Source organism: Planctomycetota bacterium (assembly GCA_016872555.1).
Classification (GTDB): Bacteria; Planctomycetota; Planctomycetia; order Pirellulales; family UBA1268; genus F1-20-MAGs016.
On the sequence record VGZO01000009.1, the window covers coordinates 16543 to 37351 of the forward strand.

Annotated in this window: 14 protein-coding genes and 1 tRNA gene; 3 read left to right on the forward strand and 12 right to left on the reverse strand. The window is 72.5% G+C overall.

Going from position 1 to position 20809, the window contains the following annotated elements; all coding sequences use genetic code 11:
- Window positions 1-10: 10 nt before the first annotated feature.
- The 3 genes from FJ309_04675 to FJ309_04685 form a co-directional block, all read right to left on the reverse strand.
- Window positions 11-1369 carry a hypothetical protein gene (locus FJ309_04675; GenBank protein MBM3953898.1) on the reverse strand — a complete coding sequence of 453 codons (1359 nt, stop codon included), beginning with the start codon at window positions 1367-1369 and terminating at the stop codon, window positions 11-13.
- A 175-nt stretch (window positions 1370-1544) separates the two neighbouring features.
- Entirely contained in the window at window positions 1545-3479 is a 1935-nt protein-coding gene (locus tag FJ309_04680) for a preprotein translocase subunit SecA (GenBank protein MBM3953899.1), read from the reverse strand.
- A 115-nt stretch (window positions 3480-3594) separates the two neighbouring features.
- Window positions 3595-4302 (reverse strand): hypothetical protein, encoded by a 708-nt coding sequence (locus tag FJ309_04685; GenBank protein MBM3953900.1) that lies wholly within the window; start codon window positions 4300-4302, stop codon window positions 3595-3597.
- A 268-nt stretch (window positions 4303-4570) separates the two neighbouring features.
- On the opposite strand from FJ309_04685, the gene queG reads away from it, so the two are divergent.
- The gene (queG, locus tag FJ309_04690; protein ID MBM3953901.1) at window positions 4571-5782 is read left to right on the forward strand and encodes a tRNA epoxyqueuosine(34) reductase QueG; all 1212 of its coding nucleotides are present in this window, start codon (window positions 4571-4573) and stop codon (window positions 5780-5782) included.
- 56 nt (window positions 5783-5838) lie between these two features.
- Here the strand turns inward: queG and FJ309_04695 are convergent, their stop codons facing one another.
- Genes FJ309_04695 through gndA form a run of 4 tightly spaced genes read right to left on the reverse strand, consistent with a single transcriptional unit; the run spans window position 5839 to window position 10672 of the window.
- The gene (locus tag FJ309_04695) at window positions 5839-6990 is read right to left on the reverse strand and encodes a tRNA-dihydrouridine synthase family protein (protein ID MBM3953902.1); all 1152 of its coding nucleotides are present in this window, start codon (window positions 6988-6990) and stop codon (window positions 5839-5841) included.
- Window positions 6918-8390 carry a glucose-6-phosphate dehydrogenase gene (gene zwf / locus FJ309_04700; GenBank protein MBM3953903.1) on the reverse strand — a complete coding sequence of 491 codons (1473 nt, stop codon included), beginning with the start codon at window positions 8388-8390 and terminating at the stop codon, window positions 6918-6920. The genes FJ309_04695 and zwf overlap by 73 nt, the downstream gene beginning before the upstream one ends.
- Window positions 8391-8431: 41 nt before the next feature.
- Window positions 8432-9211 (reverse strand): SDR family oxidoreductase, encoded by a 780-nt coding sequence (locus tag FJ309_04705; protein ID MBM3953904.1) that lies wholly within the window; start codon window positions 9209-9211, stop codon window positions 8432-8434.
- The gene (gndA, locus tag FJ309_04710; GenBank protein ID MBM3953905.1) at window positions 9212-10672 is read right to left on the reverse strand and encodes an NADP-dependent phosphogluconate dehydrogenase; all 1461 of its coding nucleotides are present in this window, start codon (window positions 10670-10672) and stop codon (window positions 9212-9214) included. It lies immediately after the preceding gene.
- A 280-nt stretch (window positions 10673-10952) separates the two neighbouring features.
- Here gndA and FJ309_04715 point away from each other — a divergent pair.
- A tRNA-Cys gene (locus tag FJ309_04715) sits at window positions 10953-11024 on the forward strand.
- Between the two features lie 108 nt (window positions 11025-11132).
- Here FJ309_04715 and FJ309_04720 read toward each other — a convergent pair.
- The gene (locus tag FJ309_04720; protein ID MBM3953906.1) at window positions 11133-12611 is read right to left on the reverse strand and encodes a hypothetical protein; all 1479 of its coding nucleotides are present in this window, start codon (window positions 12609-12611) and stop codon (window positions 11133-11135) included.
- Between the two features lie 304 nt (window positions 12612-12915).
- On the reverse strand, window positions 12916-13398 hold the full coding sequence (locus tag FJ309_04725; GenBank protein ID MBM3953907.1) for a DUF2294 family protein: 483 nt from the start codon (window positions 13396-13398) through the stop codon (window positions 12916-12918).
- Window positions 13399-13751: 353 nt separating this feature from the next.
- On the opposite strand from FJ309_04725, the gene FJ309_04730 reads away from it, so the two are divergent.
- Window positions 13752-15743, forward strand: a complete 1992-nt coding sequence (locus FJ309_04730) for an NAD(+) synthase (GenBank protein MBM3953908.1) — start codon at window positions 13752-13754, stop codon at window positions 15741-15743.
- A 10-nt stretch (window positions 15744-15753) separates the two neighbouring features.
- Here FJ309_04730 and FJ309_04735 read toward each other — a convergent pair whose 3' ends face one another.
- The 3 genes from FJ309_04735 to FJ309_04745 form a co-directional block, all read right to left on the reverse strand.
- Window positions 15754-17895: a M3 family metallopeptidase gene (locus FJ309_04735; protein ID MBM3953909.1), complete on the reverse strand. Its 2142-nt coding sequence runs from the start codon at window positions 17893-17895 to the stop codon at window positions 15754-15756.
- Window positions 17896-17932: 37 nt separating this feature from the next.
- Window positions 17933-19231: an MFS transporter gene (locus tag FJ309_04740; protein MBM3953910.1), complete on the reverse strand. Its 1299-nt coding sequence runs from the start codon at window positions 19229-19231 to the stop codon at window positions 17933-17935.
- Between the two features lie 69 nt (window positions 19232-19300).
- Entirely contained in the window at window positions 19301-20734 is a 1434-nt protein-coding gene (locus FJ309_04745; protein ID MBM3953911.1) for a DUF1501 domain-containing protein, read from the reverse strand.
- Window positions 20735-20809: the final 75 nt, after the last annotated feature.

Below are 20809 nucleotides of genomic sequence, written 5' to 3' on the forward strand. Positions count from 1 at the left end.
GCCGGGGCGATCAGTTGCCGATCGGCACGGCGGTGGGCGGGGGCACGAGGACCGGGGGCGGCGTGAGCAGCGGCGGTCCTCCGCCGGACGACACCGCACCGCCGACGAGGACCCCGCCCGGCGCGGCCGCGACCGGGTCCGGCACCCGCCACGGCAGCGGCGTGCCGATCAGCATCCGGGCGAACTGTTCCTCGGGCACCACCGTGTCGGCGACGGCCATCACGTATTCCGCGACGTCGGTGTTGTAGGTGCGGACGTCGCGGGCGAAGTCACACTCGCTCGCGGTCAGCCGCTCGTGCGCGACGAGCACCGCCTCGACCGGACACGTGCCCCGGGCATGGTCCTCCTCGGCCGCGGCGGCGGCGCGGCGGGCGCCGGCCACCGCCCGGGCGCGCGCCTCGACGGCGGCGTGGCGGGAGGGGAGCATCCGATCGATCGCCCGGACGCGGCCGGTCGTCGCCCGGGTGGCGAAGATCGTCGCGAAGTGCGTCTGGTACGGAACTGCCAGTGGCCGATCGACCGGCCACGGCGACGGTTCTCCGGCGGGCAGGCGTGACAGGTCGGCGAGCTCCTGCCGGGCGCCGGCCAACTCCGCCCGGGCGGTGTCGAGATCGGCGACGGCGGCGGAGACCGCGGCGGCGATCGTGTCGCGGTCGCGGGCATCGCCCCCCGGTGCCACCAGCCCCAGCCGCTCGACCGCGTCGACGCGGGCCCGGACGACCATCACCGCCGCCGTCGCCTTCCAGTAGGCCTGCGCGATCCACAGGCGGCGGGCGCGATCGCCGGGGCGTTCGAGCGCCTCGATGAGGGTCAACGGCCGGCCCCAGCCGAGCTCCGGATCGTTCGGTGCCGGCTCGGCGAGCAGCCGGCCGAGCACCTCGGCCGCCGGGGGCTCGCCGCCGGTCGCCGGGGGGGCGTGGAGCGGTGCCGAGCCCAGAGGCGGTGGCGAAGGCGCGGTCGGGGAAGCGACGGCCGTCGGCAACGCGGGCCCACCCGTCGCCGGTGCGTTCGTGCCGGGAGCGACGGGTGTCAGCCGTGCCGGGGGCACCACCGGCACCAGGCCGAGCTCCTGGTCGGGGGGCGGAGCGACGAGCACGGAGATCGTGCCGTCGCTGCCGCGCGCGGCGGGGAGCTCGGCCGGCAGGGGCGGTGCCGCGGCAGCGGGCGCGCCGAACGGCGGAGGGGGAGCGAACGGCGGGGGGGGCTTGGCATCGGCCGGCGCGTCATCCTCCGGTGCCGGGGCGACGACCGGCACCATGTCGGCCGGGGCGGATTCGTCGGCGGGTGGCTGCGCCGCACCGGGGATCGGCAGTGCCGCGGCCACTGCCGCGGCCGCGCGCAGCCAGCCGACGTGCCAGGCGCGGGACATGGGCCGATGACGGGTCACGGTCGCTCCCTCGACAGGCCCGGCGCCGAACCGCCGCCGGACGTGGCAACCTGCGACGGTCCCATCGGCCGGGACCCCGCGTCAACGCCAATTTCCCCGCCAGCCAACCCCGCCGGCGGCCCAGGTTGCCCCGCCTCCGCGTCGCGGGCAGGGACGGTCACGAGGCGGCGTCGAGGTAGGGATCCTGGCTCATCTGGATGTGGGCCTCGGCCCGCTGGCGCTCGACGTATTCGAGCACGCGCCGCTGGCGCACGTGCCGCGCCTCGACGATCCGCTGGGCACGCTGGAACACCCGCAGCACGCCCTCGGGATCGGCGTCGAGCCGCCCACGCTGCCGGGCGACGATCCGCGCCGCCTTCTCCGGCCCGTGGGCGCCGACGAGGATCTCGTCGTCGAGGGCGACGTACTGCCGCCACGTGCCCGGGTCTCCCTGGCGGCCGGAGCGGCCGACGAGCTGGCGGTCGATCCGTTGCGAGTCGTGGAGCTCGGTGCAGATCACGTGCAGGCCGCCGAGCTCCTCGACGCCGGGGCCGAGCTTGATGTCGGTGCCGCGGCCGGCCATGTTCGTCGACACCGTGATCTGCCCGCGCTGGCCGGCGGCGGCGACGATCTCCGCCTCGCGCTCGATGTGGCGGGCGTTGAGCACGGTGTGCTCGAGGCCGGCCGCGGTGAGGAGGCGCGAGAGTTCCTCCGACCGGTCGATCGAACGCGAGCCGATCAGCACCGGCCTCCCGGCGGCGTGGAGCTCGGCCGTCTCGGCCACGATCCGCGCGAACTTCTCCCCCTGCGTCGCGGTGACGACCGCGGGGAGCCGGCGGCGGATCGCCGGCCGGTGGGTCGGCACGAGGGCGACGGCGACGCCGTAGGTCCGGCTGATCTCGCGGCCGCTGGAGGCGATCGTCCCGGTCATCCCGCCGAGATGCGGCCAGCGCGCGAACAGGTCCTGGATCGTGATCCGGGCGGCATGTCCGGAGGGGACCGTGACCTCGACCCCCTCCTTCGCCTCGACCGCCTGGTGGAGCCCGTCGCGCCACGTCCGCCCCTCGGCGGCGCGGCCGGTGAACTCGTCGATGATCACGATCTTGCCGTCGCGGACGACGTACTGCCGGTCGCGGATGAAGGCGACCTTCGCGCGGACCGCGCGCTCGACCGCCTCGTAGATCGCCAGCAAGCTGAGCTGGTCGAGGAGCGTCGAGCGCGGCATCGCGCGGACGCGGCTCCGCCCGGGCCCGAGCAGCTCGCAGCTCTTCTTCTGCGGGTCGAACTCGAAGTCTTCCGTGGCGTCGAGCGCCTCGGCGGCCTGGGCCGCGAACCGGAACAGCTTCTGCTGCACCGCCTGGGCCTGCCCCGGTGGCGCCGAGATGATCAGCGGCGTCCGCGCCTCGTCGATGAGGACGTTGTCGGCTTCATCGACCAGCGCGAACCAGTAGGGGCGCTGGAGGAGGCGCGGCGCGCCGGCCCCGTGGCGGCCGGTGAGCGCCGCGCCCAGGTCGCCGCGCCCCTCGGCGATCTCGCGCGCCATCAGCCGGTCCTTGAGGAAGTCGAAGCCGAACTCCTTGGCGGTGCCGTAGGTGATGTCCTCGGCGTAGGCCGACCGGCGGACGTCGAAATCCATCTGCGACTGGATGATGCCGACCGACAGCCCGAGCTTCTCGTAGACCGGGCCCATCCATTCGGCATCGCGGCGCACGAGGTAGTCGTTGACCGTCGCCAGGTGGGCCCCCTTGCCGGCCAGCGCGTAGAGCGCCAGCGGCAGCGTCGCGACCAGGGTCTTCCCCTCGCCGGTCTGCATCTCGACGATCGCGCCACGGACCAGCGCCACCCCGGCGAGAAGCTGGACGTCGTAGTGGCGCAGGCCGATGCTCCGGCGGGCCGCCTCACGGGTCGCCGCGAAGCTCTCGACGAGCACCGCCTCGACCGGCTCGCCGGCCTTCACGCGGTAGGCCAGCGACCGCACCGTGCGGCGCAGCGCCGCATCGCTCTGCTGCTCGTAGGCCGGGGCCAGCTCCTCGATCCGCGCGACCGTCCGCCAGTCGGCGGCGCCGAGCGCCGATCGCGTCGGCAGCGCGAAGCGCGCGAGGAAGTCGAGCATCGGACCGGGGCCTCTGGGGGGATGCCGCACCTGCGGCCCTGCCCACGATACCACGCTCCAGCGCCCGGGCCGTCTCCCGGCGGGGAGGCGGGGCGACCGATCGCCGCCGCGCGGCTCAGTAGCGGGCCGGCAGCGCCGGGGTCGTCCGCGCCGGTGGCAGCCCGCCGGGGTCGGTGAACGGCCACCAGCTGCCGTTGACCGTCTGCTGCTGCGGCGCCTGCGGCAGGGCCTGCTGCACCTGGTTGGTCAGCGCCTGCTGCCCCTGCTGGACGTTCTGCTGGAGCTGGTTGTTGAACCCCTGCTGGTACTGGTTGGCGGTCGCCTGGAGCTGGTTGTTGAGCTGCGCCTGCTGCTGGGCGAGCGTCTGCTGCGCCTGATTGGCGAACTGCTGCGGTTGCTGCTGGAGTTGGGCCGCGTACTGCTGCGCCTGCTGGTTGAGGCCCTGGCCGTATTGGTTGGCCTGGTTGGCCAGCTGCTGGGGGTATTGCTGGATGGTGGGGGGAGCGGCGGCCTGACCCGATTGCGCCCACGTCCACGACGAATTGGGAGCGGTGGCCTGCGGAGGGGCGAGCGACGGCGCGGCGACGGTCGCAGGCGCGGCGGCGGTGGGCCAGGCCGACGTCGTCGGGCCGGGCATCACCGGCGCGGCCGGGGGATACGCGGCCCCCTGCGGCGTGGCGACGTAGCCGCCGTAGGGCGCCGGCTGGCCGGTCATGCCGGTGGCCGGCGGTGGGACCGTGGTCGGGTAGGCGCCATACACCGGGGTCGCCCCCTGCGGCGGTGTCTGGCAGCCGGCGAGGAGCGTGAGGAGGAGCGAAGCCAACGTCGCCGCCACCAGGCACAAGGCCGGCCGGTGCGCGGCGGACAGCCTTGAAACCGCAGCCGCTGCATCGCGGCCAGGCCCCGGCGTGCGACGGGAGGTGGATTGGGGCACGACAGGCTCTCCACGGCGGTTGGGTTCTGGTGGCGCGGCGGGGAGAATAGCGATCGTCACCTGCCGGTCCAGACCAGTTCCACAGGCTGCCCGTCGGTCGCCACGCCGCGCTGCCCGCCCTGCCGCCCCGAACCCCGTTTCCCGATCACCCCCGCCGATGCAGCCTGCCTGCACCTCCACGTCCGGTGCCGCGTCGCCGCCCCCCGACCTGGTCGCGCTGCTCCGCGCCGCCGCCGCCGCCATCGGCTTTTCCCGGCTCGGGATCGCCGCCGTCGGTGACCGCGATCCACTCGTCCACGCCCGCTTCCGCGCGTGGCTCGACGCCGGCCGCGCCGGGCCGATGGCCGGCTGGCTCGAAGCCCACGAGCCACTGCGCCGCGATCCGGCCACGCTCCTCGCCGGCGTCCGCAGCGCGATCATGCTCGCCACCGACCACCCGCCGGCCGCCGCCGACCCCGCTCCCCCGGGGCGCGGGCGTGTGGCGAGCTACGCATGGGGCGACGACTACCACGACCTCCTCAGGCGCCGCGTCAACGCGTTGGGAGCCTGGCTCGAGGAGCGCCTTCCCGGCTGCCGGACGCGCGGCGTCGTCGACTCGGCGCCGTTCGCGGAGCGCGAGTTCGGCTGGCTGGCGGGGCTGGGCTGGTTTGGCAAAAACACGATGCTCATCGACCCACGGGCCGGCAGCCATTTCTTCCTCGCGGCCCTGCTCACCGACGCCGTCCTCCCGGGCGACGCCCCGATCCACGTCGACCACTGCGGGACCTGCACCGCCTGCCTCGACGCCTGCCCGACGGGGGCCCTCGTCGAACCGCGGATCCTCGACGCCGGGCTGTGTGTGAGTGCACTGTCGATCGAAGAGCGCGGGGCGGTGCCGGTGGAACTCCGGCCGGGAATGGGCGACTGGATCTTCGGTTGCGACGAGTGCCAACGCGTCTGCCCGTGGAACCGGCTCGCGCCGGGCAGCGCCGAGCCGACCTTCGCCCCGCGCGGCGGCGCGACGACGCTCGACCTCGCCGACCTCCTGGCGCTCGACGAGGAGGCGTTTCGCCGGCGCTTCCGTGGCGCGCCGCTGCTCCGCGCCAAGCGTGCCGGCCTGGCGCGCAGCGCCGCGGTGGCGCTGGGAAACCAGGCGGCCAGCGGCGACGACGCCCACGCCCGCCGGGCGGTGGCAGCGCTCGCCGCGGCACTCGCCGATCCGGTCGCGATGGTCCGCGGCGCCGCCGCCTGGGCGCTGGGCCGTTGGCGGGCGGCGGGCGCGGCCGCGGCGGGCGGGCCCCTCGCCGCCCGCCTCGCGGTCGAGACCGACGCCGCCGTCCGCGACGAACTGTCCGCCGCCCTGGCCGACGCCGGGGACGGCCCGCCGTGACCGCGGCGCCGGTGCCGGCCGCTGCGACTTCGCCGGGCGATCGGCCTCCGCGGCGCTCAGCCCTCGGCGTCGCCGGCGGAGCAATCGACCGTCTCGTCGACGTCGGCCGAGGGATCGCGCCCCGGGCCGTCGGCGGCGTAGAAACGGTCGAGCACCCGCTGCCAATCGTCGTTCACCTTGACGGCCACGAACGCGTCGCGGACGGCGCGCGGCTCGGGGTGGAGGCGGGCGTATTTGATGGCGAACTTGCGCATCTGCCGGCCGGCGAGCGCCTCGCCGTGGAGTTCGACCGCCAGCTCCCAATGCTCGCGGAGCATGTCGCGCTGCCGGTGGATCGTCGGCGGGGGGAGGGGAGGGCCGCCGGCCAGCAGCGCGGCGGTCTGGGCGAAGATCCACGGATTGCCGATCGCCCCCCGGGCGATGCTCACCCCGTCGACGCCGGTGCGCTCGAGCATCGCCAGGCAGGCCTCGGCCGAGAACAGGTCGCCGGAGCCGAACACCGTCCGCGCGCCGGCGTGGCGCTTGACCGCGGCGAGGAACGACCAATCGCTCGGCCCGACATATTTCTGCTGCACGGTGCGGCCATGGACCGTGATCGCCGCGACGCCGTGAGCGAACGCGCCGTCGAAGATCCGCCAGAACCGGTCGGCGCTGTCGGCCGAGTCATCGAGGCCGCGGCGCATCTTGAGCGTCACCGGCACGTGCTGCGGCACCGCGTCGCGGACGCGGGCGACGATCTCCAGTGCCGTCTCGGGCACGCCGAGGAGGTAGCCGCCGCGGCAGCGGCCCAGCACCTTCTTCACCGGGCAGCCGAAGTTGATGTCGATGACGTCGAATCCCTCCTCGACGAGCTTCAGCGCCGCCGGCGGGAACTGCTCCGGGTCGGCCCCCATCAGTTGGCCCCCGACGGGATGCTCCTCGTCGGCCACGGCGAGCCGGGCGCGGTTGCGCGGGTGGCGGCCGGCGGTGACCACGAACTGGTCGAGGAGCACTTCGCCGAGGGCGTAGGCGGCGCCGTGACGGCGGGCGAGCACCCGCATCGCCCGGTCGCTGTACCCGGAGAGGGCCGCCTGGATCAGCGGCGACCCGAGCCGGACGCCGCCGATCGCCGGGCCCCTGTCGGCCGTGGGAGTGGTCACGTCGGCACCGGGGGTCCGGTGAGCACCGGGCAGGTGTCGAACCACGTCCGTCCCTGCGCCGCCATCCAGTCGGCGCTGGCCTGCGGCCCCCAGTGGCCCGGCTCATAGCGCGCCAGCGCCGGCTGGTCGCTGCCCGCCCAGGCGCGGGCGACGGGGTCGATGATCTCCCACGACTTCTCCACCTCGTCGGCACGGGCGAACAAGCTGGCGTCGCCGGTGAGGACGTCGAGGAGGAGGGGCTCGTAGGCCTCGGGCAACCGCCCGGAAAACTCGCGCGAGTAGCTGAACTCGAGGTCGGTCAGGCGCAACTGCATCCCGGCGCCGGGGACCTTGGTGTGGAAGTGGAGCTGGATCCCCTCGGCGGGCTGGATCTGGATCACGAGCCGGTTGGCCTCACGGGCCACGCGCCGCTTCGACGACGCGAACAGTTCCAGCGGCGGCTGGCGGAACCCGATCACGATCTGCGTCGTCCGGCACGACATGCACTTGCCGCTGCGGAGGTAGAACGGCACCCCTTGCCAGCGCCAGTTGTCGACCTCGAGGCGCAGCGTTGCGAACGTCGCCGTGCGGCTGTCGACCGCCACGCCCGGCTCGGCGAGGTAGCCGGCATACTGCCCGCGGACGCCGGCGGCGGCGACTTCGGCGGGCTCCAGCGGCCGGATCGCCTCGAGGACCTTGACCTTCTCGTTCCGGACCGCCGTCGCCTGGAAGCGGACCGGGGCTTCCATCGCCGTGATCATGAGGAGTTGGAGGAGGTGGTTTTGGAACATGTCGCGGAGGACGCCGGCCGAGTCGTAGTAGGCCCCGCGGCGCCCCACCGGCACCTCCTCGGCGACGGTGATCTGGACGTGGTCGATGTAGCGGCGATTCCAGACCGGCTCGAAGATCGTGTTGGCGAAGCGGAGGGCGAGGATGTTCTGGACCGACTCTTTCCCCAGGTAATGGTCGATGCGGTAGACCTGGCTCTCGCTGAACACCGCGTGGAGCCGGGCATTGAGCTGCCGCGCGGTCGCCAGGTCGGTGCCGAACGGCTTCTCGACGACGATCCGCCGCGGTCCGGCCGTCTCGGCGGCCATCCCCAGGCTGCCGAGCGCCGCGACCACCGGCTCGTAAAACTGCGGCGCGGTGGCGAGGTAGTAGACGCGCGTCGCCCCTGCCGCTCCCTCGAGGCTCGCCAGCCGCTCGCCGAGCCTGGCGACGTCGTCGTGCGAGGCGATGTCGCCGGGCTGGTAGTGGAGCCGCGCGGCGAACACCGGCCAGCTCGCGGCGTCGAAGCCGTCGGCATGAACGCGTGTCGATTCGAGGAGCGCGGCCCGCCAGGCGTCGTCGGAGAACGGCGTCCGCGAGAAGCCGACGATCCGCGTCTCGGCGGGCAGGACCCCGGCGCGCGACAGGCTCCACAGCGCCGGGACGAGCTTCCGCGACGTCAGGTCGCCGGAGGCGCCGAAGATCACGATCGTGTGCGACATCGGCTCCCGGGGCAGCCGCCCGGTCCTGGGGGCATCGGCCGTCAGAATCGCATCCCGGTGAAGCCGCCGTCGACGTACAGCGCCGTGCCGGTGATGAAGCTCCCCGCCACCGGGGCGCAGAGCAGCAACGCCGCGCCGACGAGCTCCTCCGGGTTGCCGAAGCGGTTCATCGGTGTCTGCCCCATGATCGCCGCCGTCCGCTCCGGGGAGAGGATCCGCCGGTTCTGTTCGGCGGGGAAGAACCCGGGGCAGAGGACGTTGACGCGCACCCCGCGCGGGGCGAGCTCACGGGCGACGTTCTGCGTGTAGTTGACGACCGCCGCCTTCGACGCCGAGTAGATGAACACCTTCGACAGCGGCTTGTCGGCGGAGACGCTGCCGAGGTTGAGGATCGCCCCGCCGCCGGCGGCGGCCATCGCCGCCCCGAACACCTGGCAGCCGAGGTGGGTGCTCTTGAGGTTCGTATCGAGGACGCGGTCGTAGTCGTCGTCGGGGATCTCGAAATACGGGATCGCCGAGTTCACCCCGGCGCAGTTGACGAGGATGTCGGCCCGTCCCGTCTCGGCGAGCGTGGCGGCCAGCAGCGCCTCGACGCTCCCGCGCTCGGTCGCCTCGACGGCGACGAACGTCGCCTGCCCGCCGGCGGCGCGGATCGCGTCGACCCGGGCGGCGCCGCGGTCGGCCCCCCGACCGGCGACGACGACCAACGCCCCGGCCGAGGCCAGCCCCTCGGCCAGCGCCCCGCCGAGGACGCCGGTGCCGCCGACGACGACCGCGGTCCGACCGGAGAGCCCGAACAGCCGCTCGAGCGCCGTGGCCATCTATGCCTTCCCCCGGGCCGGCACCGGGCGCCGCAGGTCGAGCCACTCGCTGTGGAACGTCCCCGGCCGATCGGTGCGCTGGTAGGTGTGGGATCCGAAGTAGTCGCGCTGCGCCTGGAGGAGGTTGGCCGGCAGCCGGGCGCTTCGGTAGCCGTCGTAATAGGCCAGCGCCGCCATGAACGCCGGCGTCGGCACGCCGTGGGCCGCGGCGGTCGCGACGACATGCCGCCAGCCGGTCTGGGCATTCGCCAGCGCCTGCTGGAAATAGGGGGCGAGCATCAGGTTCTCGAGGTTCTTGTCGCCGCTGAACGCCTCGGCGATCCGCTCGAGGAACTGCGCCCGGATGATGCAGCCGCCACGCCACAGCATCGCGATCGAGCGGTAGTCGAGCGGCCAGTCGTGCTCCTTGGCCGCCGCCGCGAGCTGCACGAAGCCCTGGGCGTAGCTGGCGATCTTCGAGGCATACAGGGCGTGGCGCACGTCCTCGACGAACGCCTGCGTGTCGCCGCTCCACGTGGCCGACGGTCCGACGAGCTTGGCACTCGCGCGGGTCCGCGCCTCCTTCATCGCCGACAGCGTCCGCGCGTAGACCGCCTCGGTGACCAGCGTGCTGGGAACGCCGAGGTCGAGGGCCAGCTGGCTCATCCACTTCCCCGTGCCCTTGGCGCCGGCGGCGTCGAGGATCGAGTCGACGAGGAACTCGCCGGTTTCCGGGTCGCGGGCGGTGAAGATGTCGCGGGTGATCTCGATCAGGTAGCTGTCGAGCTCGCCGCGGTTCCAGTCGGCGAACACGGCGGCGAGCTCGTCGTTGCCGAGGCCGGCGACCTGGCGGAGGAGCCAGTAGGCCTCGCAGATCAGCTGCATGTCGCCATATTCGATCCCGTTGTGGACCATCTTGACGTAATGGCCCGCGCCGCGCGGCCCGATCCATTCGCAGCAGGGGATGTCGGCCTTGGGGCCGACCTTGGCGGCGATCGCCTGGAGGATCGGCTTCAGCGCCGGCCACGCCGCCGGCGATCCCGACGGCATCAGGCTCGGCCCCTTCAGCGCTCCCTCCTCGCCGCCGGAGACGCCCATCCCGACGTACAAAAGCCCGTTGGCCTCGACCTCCTTGGTGCGCCGTTCGGTGTCGGCGGGATAGGTATTGCCCCCGTCGATGAGGATGTCGCCCTTGGAGAGCAGCGGCGTGAGCGTGCGGATCAGGTCGTCGACCGCCGGCCCGGCCTTGACCATCATCATCACCTTCCGCGGCGGCTTGAGCGCCGCGACGAGGTCCTCGAGCGAATGGCACCCGACCACGTGGGGCTGCTTGCCCCGGCCGGCGGTAAACGCGTCGGTGACGCTCGCGGTGCGGTTGTAGACGGCGATCGGCACCCCGCGGCTGGCGACGTTGAGCGCCAGGTTTTCCCCCATCACGGCGAGGCCGATGAGACCGAAATCACACGTCGCCTGCTTGGCCATCGAAAGGCTCCCGGTGGGGTGGCTGTCGGTCGGGGGCACGGTCCGTGGTCCCCGAGTCGGCGGCTACTCTATCGGTCCGCCCCCGGGCCTGCCAAACCGCGGCGGCGGGCCGCCGAACGGGCAGACTGAAGACCGCCGCGGGATTCTGCCGATCTTTCCGCGGGGTCCGGTGCACGCGTCACGAAGCGCCCGACCGGTTCGACCCCCGGCCGCCGTCACTGCTTGACCAGCCTTCCCGGGTTGCCGTAGCGTGAAGGGGTCAGGGAAAGCTCCCGCACACGGCTCCGTAGCCAAGTGGCTAAGGCAGCGGATTGCAAATCCGCCATCGTCGGTTCGACTCCGACCGGAGCCTGTTCTTCTCGCCCGCCCGCTTTCCCCGGGAATCGCCGGGGAAAGCCAGGGTGGTGGGCGCCACGGGCGATGCGGAGGAGTATTCGGGCCGACCGCGACGCTTCAGGTGTCAGCGGCGCGGGCGGCGACGCTCGCCGAGGCCGAGAATGCCGGCGAGAAGGGCCACCACGGCTCCCGTGCTGCCCGGGTCGATTTCCGGGATCGCAATCCCCGGGCCGACCACGAGCTGCAGGCCGCCGTTCTGGAAAAAGGCCTTGCGGCCGCCACCGAGATCGAAGGCGTTGGCAAACCCGAAGTTCGTGATGTTGCCGAACGTCGAGGTCGTCATGCCGATGAGCGTGTACGTACCGTCGGCAACCCCCGTCCAATCGATCGCCGAGGCATCGGCGTTGACGAGACTGCCGACGCCGAACGTGTTCGGCAGCGTCACCGCTCCGGCGACATCGAGCGTGGCCGACGGGTTGAAGATGAACTTGGCGGAGGTGGCCAGCGAGAGGCTGCCGGCAAGCGCGCCATCGCCGCCGATCCGGCCATTGTTCGGAGCGTTCACGGTCGTCAGACCGGTGCTCGAGGTCGTGCCGTTGATCAGCAGGCCGCCGGCGTTGACGACACTCGTCCCGGAGAACGACAGATTGCCACCGAGCGTGGTCAGCCCCGACCCCTGCTTGGTCAGCGAACCGCTCCCCAGCGCGATCGAATCGACGACGGTGACGTTTCCGGCACCGTCGAACAGGAGACTGAAGTTGTTGGCCGTGATGGCGTTGCCCGCGGGGACATCGAGCGTGAGGACCGTTCCGCCGGCCGCGCCGATCGAAGCGTCGGCTGCGAGCGTGATCGGCCCCTGCCATGTGGCGAGGCCCGTGGCCAAACGCAGCGCGCCTCCGCCGGTTCCGACCTGACCGGAGCCGGAGAGGGTGAGTGGCTCGGCGACCGTGATGCCCGCCGCGGGCTGCACCCGCAACTGGGCTCCGGCGGCGACGACCGTTCCGTCGACCGGGCTGCCGAGGGCGTTGGCAGTCGAGATCCCGAGGATTCCCACGGTGGCGGTCGTGTTGCCGGTGTAGGTGTTGTTGCCGCCGAGGCCGACGGGACCCGCTCCGGTCTTCGTGATCCCACCGCCGCCGCTGATGACGCCACTGAGGGCCAGCAGGCCGGAGCTGGTCGAGGCGAACGTGAGGCCACCACTCGACGCCCGGAGGTCGACGTTGACGTTGTTTTGGGTTGACGACGTATTGGCGATGTCGGTGCCCGACGACGACAACTGCAGGGCATTGCCGTCGAGCGTGAATCCACCGGCCGCCAGCGTGATGCTGTCGAAGACCGTGTTGGCGGCGAACGTGTTGGTGCTGGTCGTCCGGACGGTGCCCTGGAAGCGCAGCGCTTCGCCGGCGACCGGAGCAGTGTCGAGAGCCCAGTTGGCGGCGCTCGTCCAGTTGCCGTCGGCAGCGCCACCGTCCCACGTCCGTGTCTGGGCGTGGGCAGCGGTCGCCACCAGGGCGGCGACCAGCACGCAGGCGAGAGGCCCCGCCGAGCGACGAGCCGACCGGCTGCTGTGCCCCGTTCCCGACGTTCCTGCGGCGATCACCATGATGCCCCCCCGGCGACGTTGAAGACCGGCCAGCCGCGACACCCGGAGGGCTCCGGGCCCATTCGCGGTACCTGACCGATGTCTGATCGGGGCAAATCGCGCGCCGCTGGCATCGCCGTCGTCGGATCTCACGGAAACGCGGCTTGGAATCGCGATCACGCCCTCCCCGTCGCTACAAACCACTCGCGGGGACCACCGAGAGAGTAGGGCAACCAGCACCAGCGCTGGCGTGGATCGCCCCACACAGCGGCTGAGACGTCAGGGGCACCTGGCAGCAGCGGCAAAACCGCAAGCCAGCCGTCGGTCAGGAGAGCTTCGGCTGGCGTTTCTCGCGCGCCAGGCTGAATACGAACACTTCCTGGTCCAATTCCGGGGCGGTGTCGTGAAACATCCCCGCCGCCGTCCGACCGAGGGCGCCTGCGAGCTCGTCGATCAACTTCGGACACGCTCCGCGCATGATGTGGTCGCGCATCTGGCGGACCATCGAGCAGCCGCTCTTCCGCTCGTCGGGAAGCGCGACGAGCCGCTCCTCGGCAGCCGTGAGCACGCCCTCGAGGAGCACGACCAACGTGACGCCCCGCAGCGTCGCCGTCACCGAACGCGGGCCGCGTCCGATGAGGTCGCTGATGAACCGCGAGATCAGCGTGCATGTCGCCGCTTCGAGCTCACCGACCGACTTGTCCATGCCGCGCTTCGTTGCCATGTCGTCTGCTCCTCGATCTGGAGGACAGACAAGCCTCGTCGATCCGTTCCGATGCCTTCCCCACCCAGGGCCGACGCTTGTCATCGTTCTGCGGCAAAACGCTACTCAGCGAGGTGGACAACCAATGTCCCGATTTCTCGTCAATGCTTACAGTACCGCAAGGCATACCACCCAAGGACCCCCTAACGGTAGCCCGACTTTTTAGGGAATCAACCAAAAACACACGAGGAAACACAAAAAACACAAGACACCAACACCCCACCCATGAGCGGGCGATGTGCGCGGTGTGGTGGTCAGCGCACATCACCTGGGCGTGCGCTTCAGTGCCCGAATCGCGGCTCCTCGCCTCCTCGTGGCCCCCGCCGCTGGCAGATCGGCCTGATGCCATACTCTTGCCAGGTGGCGCGCGCTGCCCGATCGCCCCCCGGACCGCCCTGATGCCCCGCCACGGGTTCCACCGCATCGCCGTCTGCTCTCCGCCGGTGGCGATCGCCGATCCGGCGCGCAACGCCGCCGCGCTCGTGGCCCAGCTCGACCAGACCGCCGACGCCGACGTCGTCGTCTTCCCGGAGCTGGCCCTGACCGGCTACACGTGCGGCGACCTGTTTCGCCAGCGCCGTCTCCTCGATGCCGCTACCACCGCGCTCGACACCGTGCGGCGGGCGACGGCAGGCGCGCCGCGGATCGTGTTCGTCGGCATGCCGGTGGCGGCCGGCCCGGCGCTGTTCAATTGCGCCGTCGCCCTCCAGGGGGGCGCCGTGCGGGGTGTCGTCCCGAAAACGGCGATCCCGACCTACGGCGAGTTCTACGAGTCGCGCTGGTTTCGTGGGGCAGGGCAGGGGGACCCCGCCGAGATCGACCTGTTCGGCGAGCCGGTCCCGTTCGGCACCGACCTGCTGTTCGCGGCCGGGGCGCTGGTGATCGCCGCGGAGATCTGCGAGGACCTCTGGCTGCCGATCCCGCCGAGCAGCCATGCCGCCCTCGCCGGCGCCACGCTGCTGGTCAATCTGTCGGCCTCCAACGAGACCGTCGCCAAGCACGACTACCGCCGGGCGCTGGTCGCCAACCAGTCGGGCCGCTGCGTCGCCGCCTACGCCTACGCCTCCGCCGGCCCCGACGAGTCGACGACGGACCTCGTCTTCGGTGGCCATTGCCTGGTCGCCGAAAACGGCCAGGTCCTCGTCGAGAGCCCGCGCGTCGGCCTCCCCGGCACCCCCGCCCGTGGCGGCTGGCTGGCCGGGGTCGACGTCGACATCGACCGGCTCGACGGCGAACGGCGCTTCATCTCCAGCTTCGGCGAGGCGGCACGGGCCGAGCAGCGGCTCTACCGGCACGTCCAGCTCGACGCTCCGGCCGCCGACCTCGTCGGACTGGCCCGCCACGTCGACGGCCGGCCGTTCGTGCCGCGCGAGCCGGCGACGCTCGCTGCGCGCTGCGCCGAGGTGTTCGGGATCCAGTGCGCCGGGCTCGGGCGGCGGCTCGAGCACCTCGGCTGGCCCGAGGTGGTGCTCGGCGTGTCGGGGGGGCTCGACTCGACGCTCGCGCTGTTGGTGGCGGCGAAGACGTTTGCCGCCGCGGGGCGCGACGCCGCGCGGATCCGGGGGTTTGCCCTGCCGGGGTTCGGCACGACCCCCCGCACCAGCGGCAACGCCCGGGCGCTGATGGCCGGGCTCGGTGTGACCGCCGCCGAGATCGACATCCGCCCGGTCTGCCTGGAGACGTTCAAGGCGCTCGGCCACCGGCCGTTCGGGATCGACCCCGCCGGCCTCGACGTCGCCGGGCTCGAAGCCCGGCTGGCGAAGCTGCCGGCCGCCGCCCGCCACGACCTGGTGTTCGAAAACGTCCAAGCGCGCCAGCGGACGCTGGTGCTGATGAGCCACGGATTCGTCCTCGGCACCGGCGACCTGTCGGAACTGGCCCTCGGGTGGTGCACCTACGCCGGCGACCAGACGAGCATGTACGGCGTCAATTCATCGGTGCCCAAGACGCTCGTGCGGTTTCTCGTCGAGCACGTGGCCTCGACCGAACACGCCGGGACGGCGCTGGAGGCCGTGCTCCGCGACATCGCCGCGACGACGATCTCGCCCGAGCTCCTCCCCCCGGGGCCCGACGGCGGCATCACCCAGTCGACCGAGGAACTGCTCGGTCCCTACGAGCTCCACGACTTCTTCCTGTGGGGCTTCGTCCGCTGCGGTTTCACGCCGGAGAAGCTCCTCTTCCTCTCCGACCACGCCGCGTTCTCGCGCGACTATCCCCGCGCCGAGCGCGAGCGGACGCTGGCGACGTTCCTGCGGCGCTTCTTCAGCCAGCAGTTCAAGCGCTCGGCGCTCCCCGACGGCCCGAAGGTGGGCTCGGTGAGCCTGTCGCCACGCGGCGACTGGCGGATGCCCTCCGACGCCGACGCGGCGTCATGGCTCGGGCGCGGCTGAGGCGCGCGGCTCACTCCTTCGCGAAGCCGCGCTTCCGCATCAGGGCGTCGATCCCGGCGTCGCGGCCGCGGAAGGCGCGGTAGCCGTCGGCCGGGTCGATCGTGTTGCCGACCGAGAAGACGTGGTCGCGGAGCCGCTTGGCGACGCCCTTGTCCCACGCGCCCCCCGCCTCGGTGAACGCCTCCCAGGCGTCGGCGGTGAGGGTGTCGGCCCACAGGTAGCTGTAGTAGGCGGCGGAGTAGCCGTCGCCGCCGAAGACGTGGGCGAACTGCGGCGTCCGGTGGCGCATCACGATCTCGCGCGGCATTCCGAGGGTGGCGAGGGTCTCGCGCTCGAAGCGGTCGGGGTCGATCGGCACGTCGCCGGCAAGGTGGAGCTTCATGTCGACCAGGGCGCTGGCGAGGAACTCGACCGTCCGGAACCCCTCGTTGAAGCGCTTGGCACGCTCGATCCGCGCGACCAACTCGCGCGGGATCGGCTGACCGGTGCGGAAATGGAGCGCGTAGCGGTCGAGGATCTCGGGGGTCGAGAGCCAGTGCTCGAGGACCTGCGAGGGGAACTCGACGTAGTCGCGCGCCACCGCCGTGCCGGCCAGCGACGGGTAGCGGACCGCCGAACAGAGCCCGTGGAGGGCGTGGCCGAATTCGTGGAACAGCGTCGTGGCGTCGTCCCAGCTGACGAGCACCGGCTCGCCCGGCTCTCCCTTCACGAAATTGCAGTTGTTGGAGACGATCGTCGTCACCGCGTTATCGAACGCCTCCTGGGCCCGGTAGGCGCTCATCCACGCCCCCGAGCGCTTCCCGGTGCGGGCGTAGGGATCGAAGTACCACAGCCCGACGTGCTCCCCCGCCGGGTCGACCACCTCCCAGACGCGGACGTCGGGGTGGTAGACCGGCACGGCGCCGGGGGCGAGCGGCTTGAACGAGAAGCCGAACAGCTCCCGGGCCATGAAGAACATCCCCTCGCGCAGCTTCTCGAGCTGCAGGTAGGGGACGATCTCGCTCTCGTCGAGGTCGTACTTCGCGGCCCGCACCTTCTCGGCGTAGTAGCGGTAGTCCCAGGGCTCGATCGTGATCCCGGCCCCCTCGCGGTCGGCCGCGGCCTGCATGTCGGCCACCTCCTCGCGGGCCCGGACGACGGCCGGCTTCCACACCGCCTCCATCAGCTCCAGCGCCCGCTCCGGCGTCTTGGCCATCGCGTGCTCGACGCGCCAGTGGGCGTGGGTCGGATAGCCGAGGAGCTTGGCCCGACGGGCACGGAGCGCGAGGATCTCGGCGATGATGGCATTATTGTCGGTGGCGCCGCCGCCGTCGCCGCGGTCGACGAACATCCGCCACACCTTCTCGCGCAGGTCGCGGCGCGGCGAGAAGGTGAGGAACGGCTCGACGCTCGAGCGCGTGTTCTGGATCGCCCACTGCCCCGGTTTGCCGCGTGCGGCGGCGGCGGCCGCCGCCGCCGCCTTGACATCCGCCGGCAGCCCGGCGGTGTCGGCCTCGGCGGCGAGCACGATCGCCTGGTCGGTCTCGTCGGCGAGGAGGTTTTGGGCGAAGCGCGTCGACAGCTCGGCGAGCTTCTGGTTGATCGCCGACAGCTCCCGCTTGGCGGCGGCGTCGAGCTTGGCCCCGGCACGGACGAAGTCGGTATAGGTCAGCCAGGTGAGGCGCTGCTGCTCGGGCGAGAGGCCCGAGCGCTCACGGGCCTCGTCGACCGCGGCGATCCGCGCGAACAGCTTCTCGTCCTGGAAGATCCGGTCGGCGAACGCGGCGAGCTTCGGCGCCATGCCGCGCTCGACGGCGCGAAGGGCGTCGTCACTCATGCAGCCGGTGAACACGCCGTACACCGCCTGGACCCGCTCCATCGGCCGGGCGGACCGTTCCAGTTCAGCGATCGTGTTTTCGAACGACGGCGGCTCGGCCGCCGCGGTGATCCTGCCGATCGCCGTGAGCTGCTCGGCCATCGCCGCCTCGAGTGCCGGGGCGAAGTCGGCGGTCCGCACCCGGTCGAACGGCGGCACCCCGCCGTACGGGCCGCTCCACGGGGCGACCAGGGGATTCGTCGACGGCGGCTGGGCGACGGCGTGCATGGGCGGGGAGCACCAGGAGAAAAGGACCAGCGCGATCACGGTCACGGTCGGAACGCGATGGAGCGGCATCGATCGAGGCCTCGCGGAGGGGAAACGGCCCGGTCCGTCAGCGGACAGCTCCGGGAGTCGATTCGTCGGGCGGTTCGGGGAGGAGCCAGGCGACGGCCGCAGCCGGCAGGAAGAGCCACGCCGCGTAGAGCAGCGCCAGGCGATGGTCGCCGACCTTGGAAAACAGCCCGAACACGACCGTCCCCGCGGCGGCGACGAGGCGGCCGATGTTGTAGCAGAATCCGGCGCCGGTGGTCCGCAGGAGCGTCGGGAACAGCGGCGGCAGGTACATCGTGAACAGCCCGAACACCCCCTGGCAGACGCCGATCGGCCCGAGCAGCCAAAACAGCTCGCCGTGGGGCCGGGGGCTCGAGTAGGCCAGGAGCATCGCGCCGAAGTACGCCACGCACAACAGCGCGATGGCGCGGCGGTAGCCGAAAGTCCGGGCGAGCAGCGCCGCGAGGAAGTTGCCGGCGATCGAGGCGACCATCACCAGGATCATCGCCTGGCTGGCGTAGCTCGTCTTCGCCGCCTCGGTCCAGCCGGCGAGGTCGGGATGATTGCGGAGGTGCTGGAGGTACCAGTACATGAACGCCCAGTGCGCCGTCAGCGACAGGCTGCAGACGACGATCGTGAGCAGCGTCGTGCGGCGGACGGCGCCGCGGAACAGGTCGGCCACGCCGGGGGCGGTTTCCGTGGCGCTCGCCCGGGCGGCGTGCCACTCCTCCGGCTCGGGGACCGCGCGGCGGATCCAGACGACGAGGAACGCCGGCAGGACGCCGACGAGGAACACCGTCCGCGGCGCGAACGAGGCGAGGAGGATCCCCGCCACCATCGCCAGGACGACGCCGACGTTGACCGCCGATTGGAGGACCGCCGCCAGCCACGGCCGCCAGCGGCGCGGCCAGGTTTCCGAGATCAGCGCCGCCCCGACCGCCCATTCGCCACCGATGCCCAGCGCGGCGAGGAACCGGCAGATGAGCAGCTGCCACCACGTCTGGGCGAAGAACGACAGGCCGGTGAACAGGGCATAGGTGAGGATCGTGAGGTTGAGGGCGCGGGTCCGGCCGATCCGGTCGCCGACCCGGCCGAAGAAGCCGCCGCCGAGCGCCCAGCCGACGAGGAACCCCGCCTGGATGATCGATGCGGTCCGGCCGACCGCGACGTCGCGCTGGTCGAGGCCACCGAGCAGCTCGGCCACGAACGGCGGCGCGACGAGCGTGTAGAGGTGCATGTCGAGGCCGTCGAACAGCCACCCCAGCCAGGCGGCGATGCCGCTCTTCCACTGCTGGGGCGACAGGTCGGCGAGGCTCTCGGCCTCGCGCCGGGTGGACGGGGCGGCGGAGTGGTCGGCCATGAGAGGATCGTCCCGGGAGTCGAGGAAGCGTCGCGACGGCGGCGGCATCCGAAGGGAACGCGGGGGCCGTCAGATGCCGAAGCCGGGGATCGGCCGCCCCTCGGCGAGCGGGAACGGACGCCCCGATTCGTCGTGCCAGAGCGTGTCCGGCGCGATCCCCAGCGCGGAGTAGATCGTCGCCGCGAGGTCCTCGGGGCGCTGCGGCGCGTCGGCGGGCTCGCCGCCGAAGCGATCGGAGCGGCCGACGACCGTGCCGCCGCGCACCCCGCCGCCGGCGAGGAATACCGTCTGCACGCGCCCCCAGTGGTCGCGCCCCGGCTCGCGGGCCTGCGGAATCGTGCTGATCTTCGGCGTCCGCCCGAACTCCCCCGCCATCACGACCAACGTCTCGTCGAGGAGCCCGCGCGAGCCGAGGTCGTCGAGGAGGGTGGCGAGCGCTTGGTCGAGCGGCGGAAGGAGGAACCGCCGCAGGTTCGTCCACGCCGATTCGTGGGTGTCCCAGGTCTCGTTGTTGCCGAGGTTCACCTGGACCAGCGCCACGCCGGCCTCGACAAGCCGCGCCGCCATGAGCAGCGACCAGCCGAAGGCGTTGGCACCGTAGCGCTCGACGAGCCGCGGGTCGGCACGGGACACGTCGAAGGCACCGCCGACGGAGGGCTCGAGGAGCAGCGCCGTGGCCATGCCGCGGAACCGGTCGAACGCCCCCGCCTCGCCCCCTGCCGCCAACGCCGCGCGCTGACGGTCGAGGGCGTCGCGGAGGGCGACGCGGTCGAGGAGGCGGCCGCCGCCGAGCGGATCGGCGAGCGACAGGCTGAGCGGCCGGAACCGCGGCGGGTCGTCGCCGATGGCGCCGTCGTGGTGGTGGAAGGTGTGGGTCGGGTAGGCGCCGTAGCTCCGGGCGTTGAACGGCGAGCACTCGAGGAACCACGGCTCGCCACCGCTGCCGAGGAGCCCGGCGAACTGCCCGGGGATCGTCCGCCCGGTGCGGTGGACGAGTTTCTCGGGGAGGACGACCGCGCCCGGCAACGGCCCGCGCGGCGGCAGGAGACGGTTGGCCAGCGCCGCCAGCGCCGGCCAGTCGGACTTCTTCGGACCGTTGGGGTCGAACCCCGGCGGCAGGTCGGACCGGCCGGTGAGCATGATGTGATGGGCGGCGGAATGGTCGTTGGAGCGGTGCGTGAGGCTGCGGCACAGCGCCCACGACTCGCTCCGTGCCGCCAGGAGCGGGAGGTGCTCGCCGACCAGCACGCCGGGCGTGCGCGTCGGGATCGCCGCGAACTCGCCACGGATCTCGGGGGGGGCGTCGGGCTTGGGGTCGAACGTCTCGTGTTGGGCGAGGCCGCCGGAGAGGAAGATCGAGATCACGCTCCGCCGCCGCTCGGTCGCGCCGCGGGCCCGGGCGGCCAACAGGCCGTCGAGCGACAGACCGGCCAGGCCGATCGCGCCGGCGCGGACCGTGGTCCGCCGCGAAAACCGTGCCGGGATGCCCCCCCATCCGCCCATCGCACGCCCCCAGCGAGTCTCCCGAGGTCCGGAGTCTACCGTGCGTCCGAGCCGGACGACCATCGCGCCGGCGGC

Bases quoted from the DNA above. Each gene is read 5' to 3' on its own strand.
- FJ309_04675 (MBM3953898.1), bottom strand. From the start codon at position 1,369: ATGTCCCGCGCCTGGCACGTCGGCTGGCTGCGCGCGGCCGCGGCAGTG.
- FJ309_04680 (MBM3953899.1), bottom strand. From the start codon at position 3,479: ATGCTCGACTTCCTCGCGCGCTTCGCGCTGCCGACGCGATCGGCGCTC.
- queG (MBM3953901.1), top strand. From the start codon at position 4,571: ATGCAGCCTGCCTGCACCTCCACGTCCGGTGCCGCGTCGCCGCCCCCC.
- zwf (MBM3953903.1), bottom strand. From the start codon at position 8,390: ATGTCGCACACGATCGTGATCTTCGGCGCCTCCGGCGACCTGACGTCG.
- FJ309_04705 (MBM3953904.1), bottom strand. From the start codon at position 9,211: ATGGCCACGGCGCTCGAGCGGCTGTTCGGGCTCTCCGGTCGGACCGCG.
- gndA (MBM3953905.1), bottom strand. From the start codon at position 10,672: ATGGCCAAGCAGGCGACGTGTGATTTCGGTCTCATCGGCCTCGCCGTG.
- FJ309_04720 (MBM3953906.1), bottom strand. From the start codon at position 12,611: ATGGTGATCGCCGCAGGAACGTCGGGAACGGGGCACAGCAGCCGGTCG.
- FJ309_04725 (MBM3953907.1), bottom strand. From the start codon at position 13,398: ATGACAAGCGTCGGCCCTGGGTGGGGAAGGCATCGGAACGGATCGACG.
- FJ309_04730 (MBM3953908.1), top strand. From the start codon at position 13,752: ATGCCCCGCCACGGGTTCCACCGCATCGCCGTCTGCTCTCCGCCGGTG.
- FJ309_04735 (MBM3953909.1), bottom strand. From the start codon at position 17,895: ATGCCGCTCCATCGCGTTCCGACCGTGACCGTGATCGCGCTGGTCCTT.
- FJ309_04740 (MBM3953910.1), bottom strand. From the start codon at position 19,231: ATGGCCGACCACTCCGCCGCCCCGTCCACCCGGCGCGAGGCCGAGAGC.
- FJ309_04745 (MBM3953911.1), bottom strand. From the start codon at position 20,734: ATGGGCGGATGGGGGGGCATCCCGGCACGGTTTTCGCGGCGGACCACG.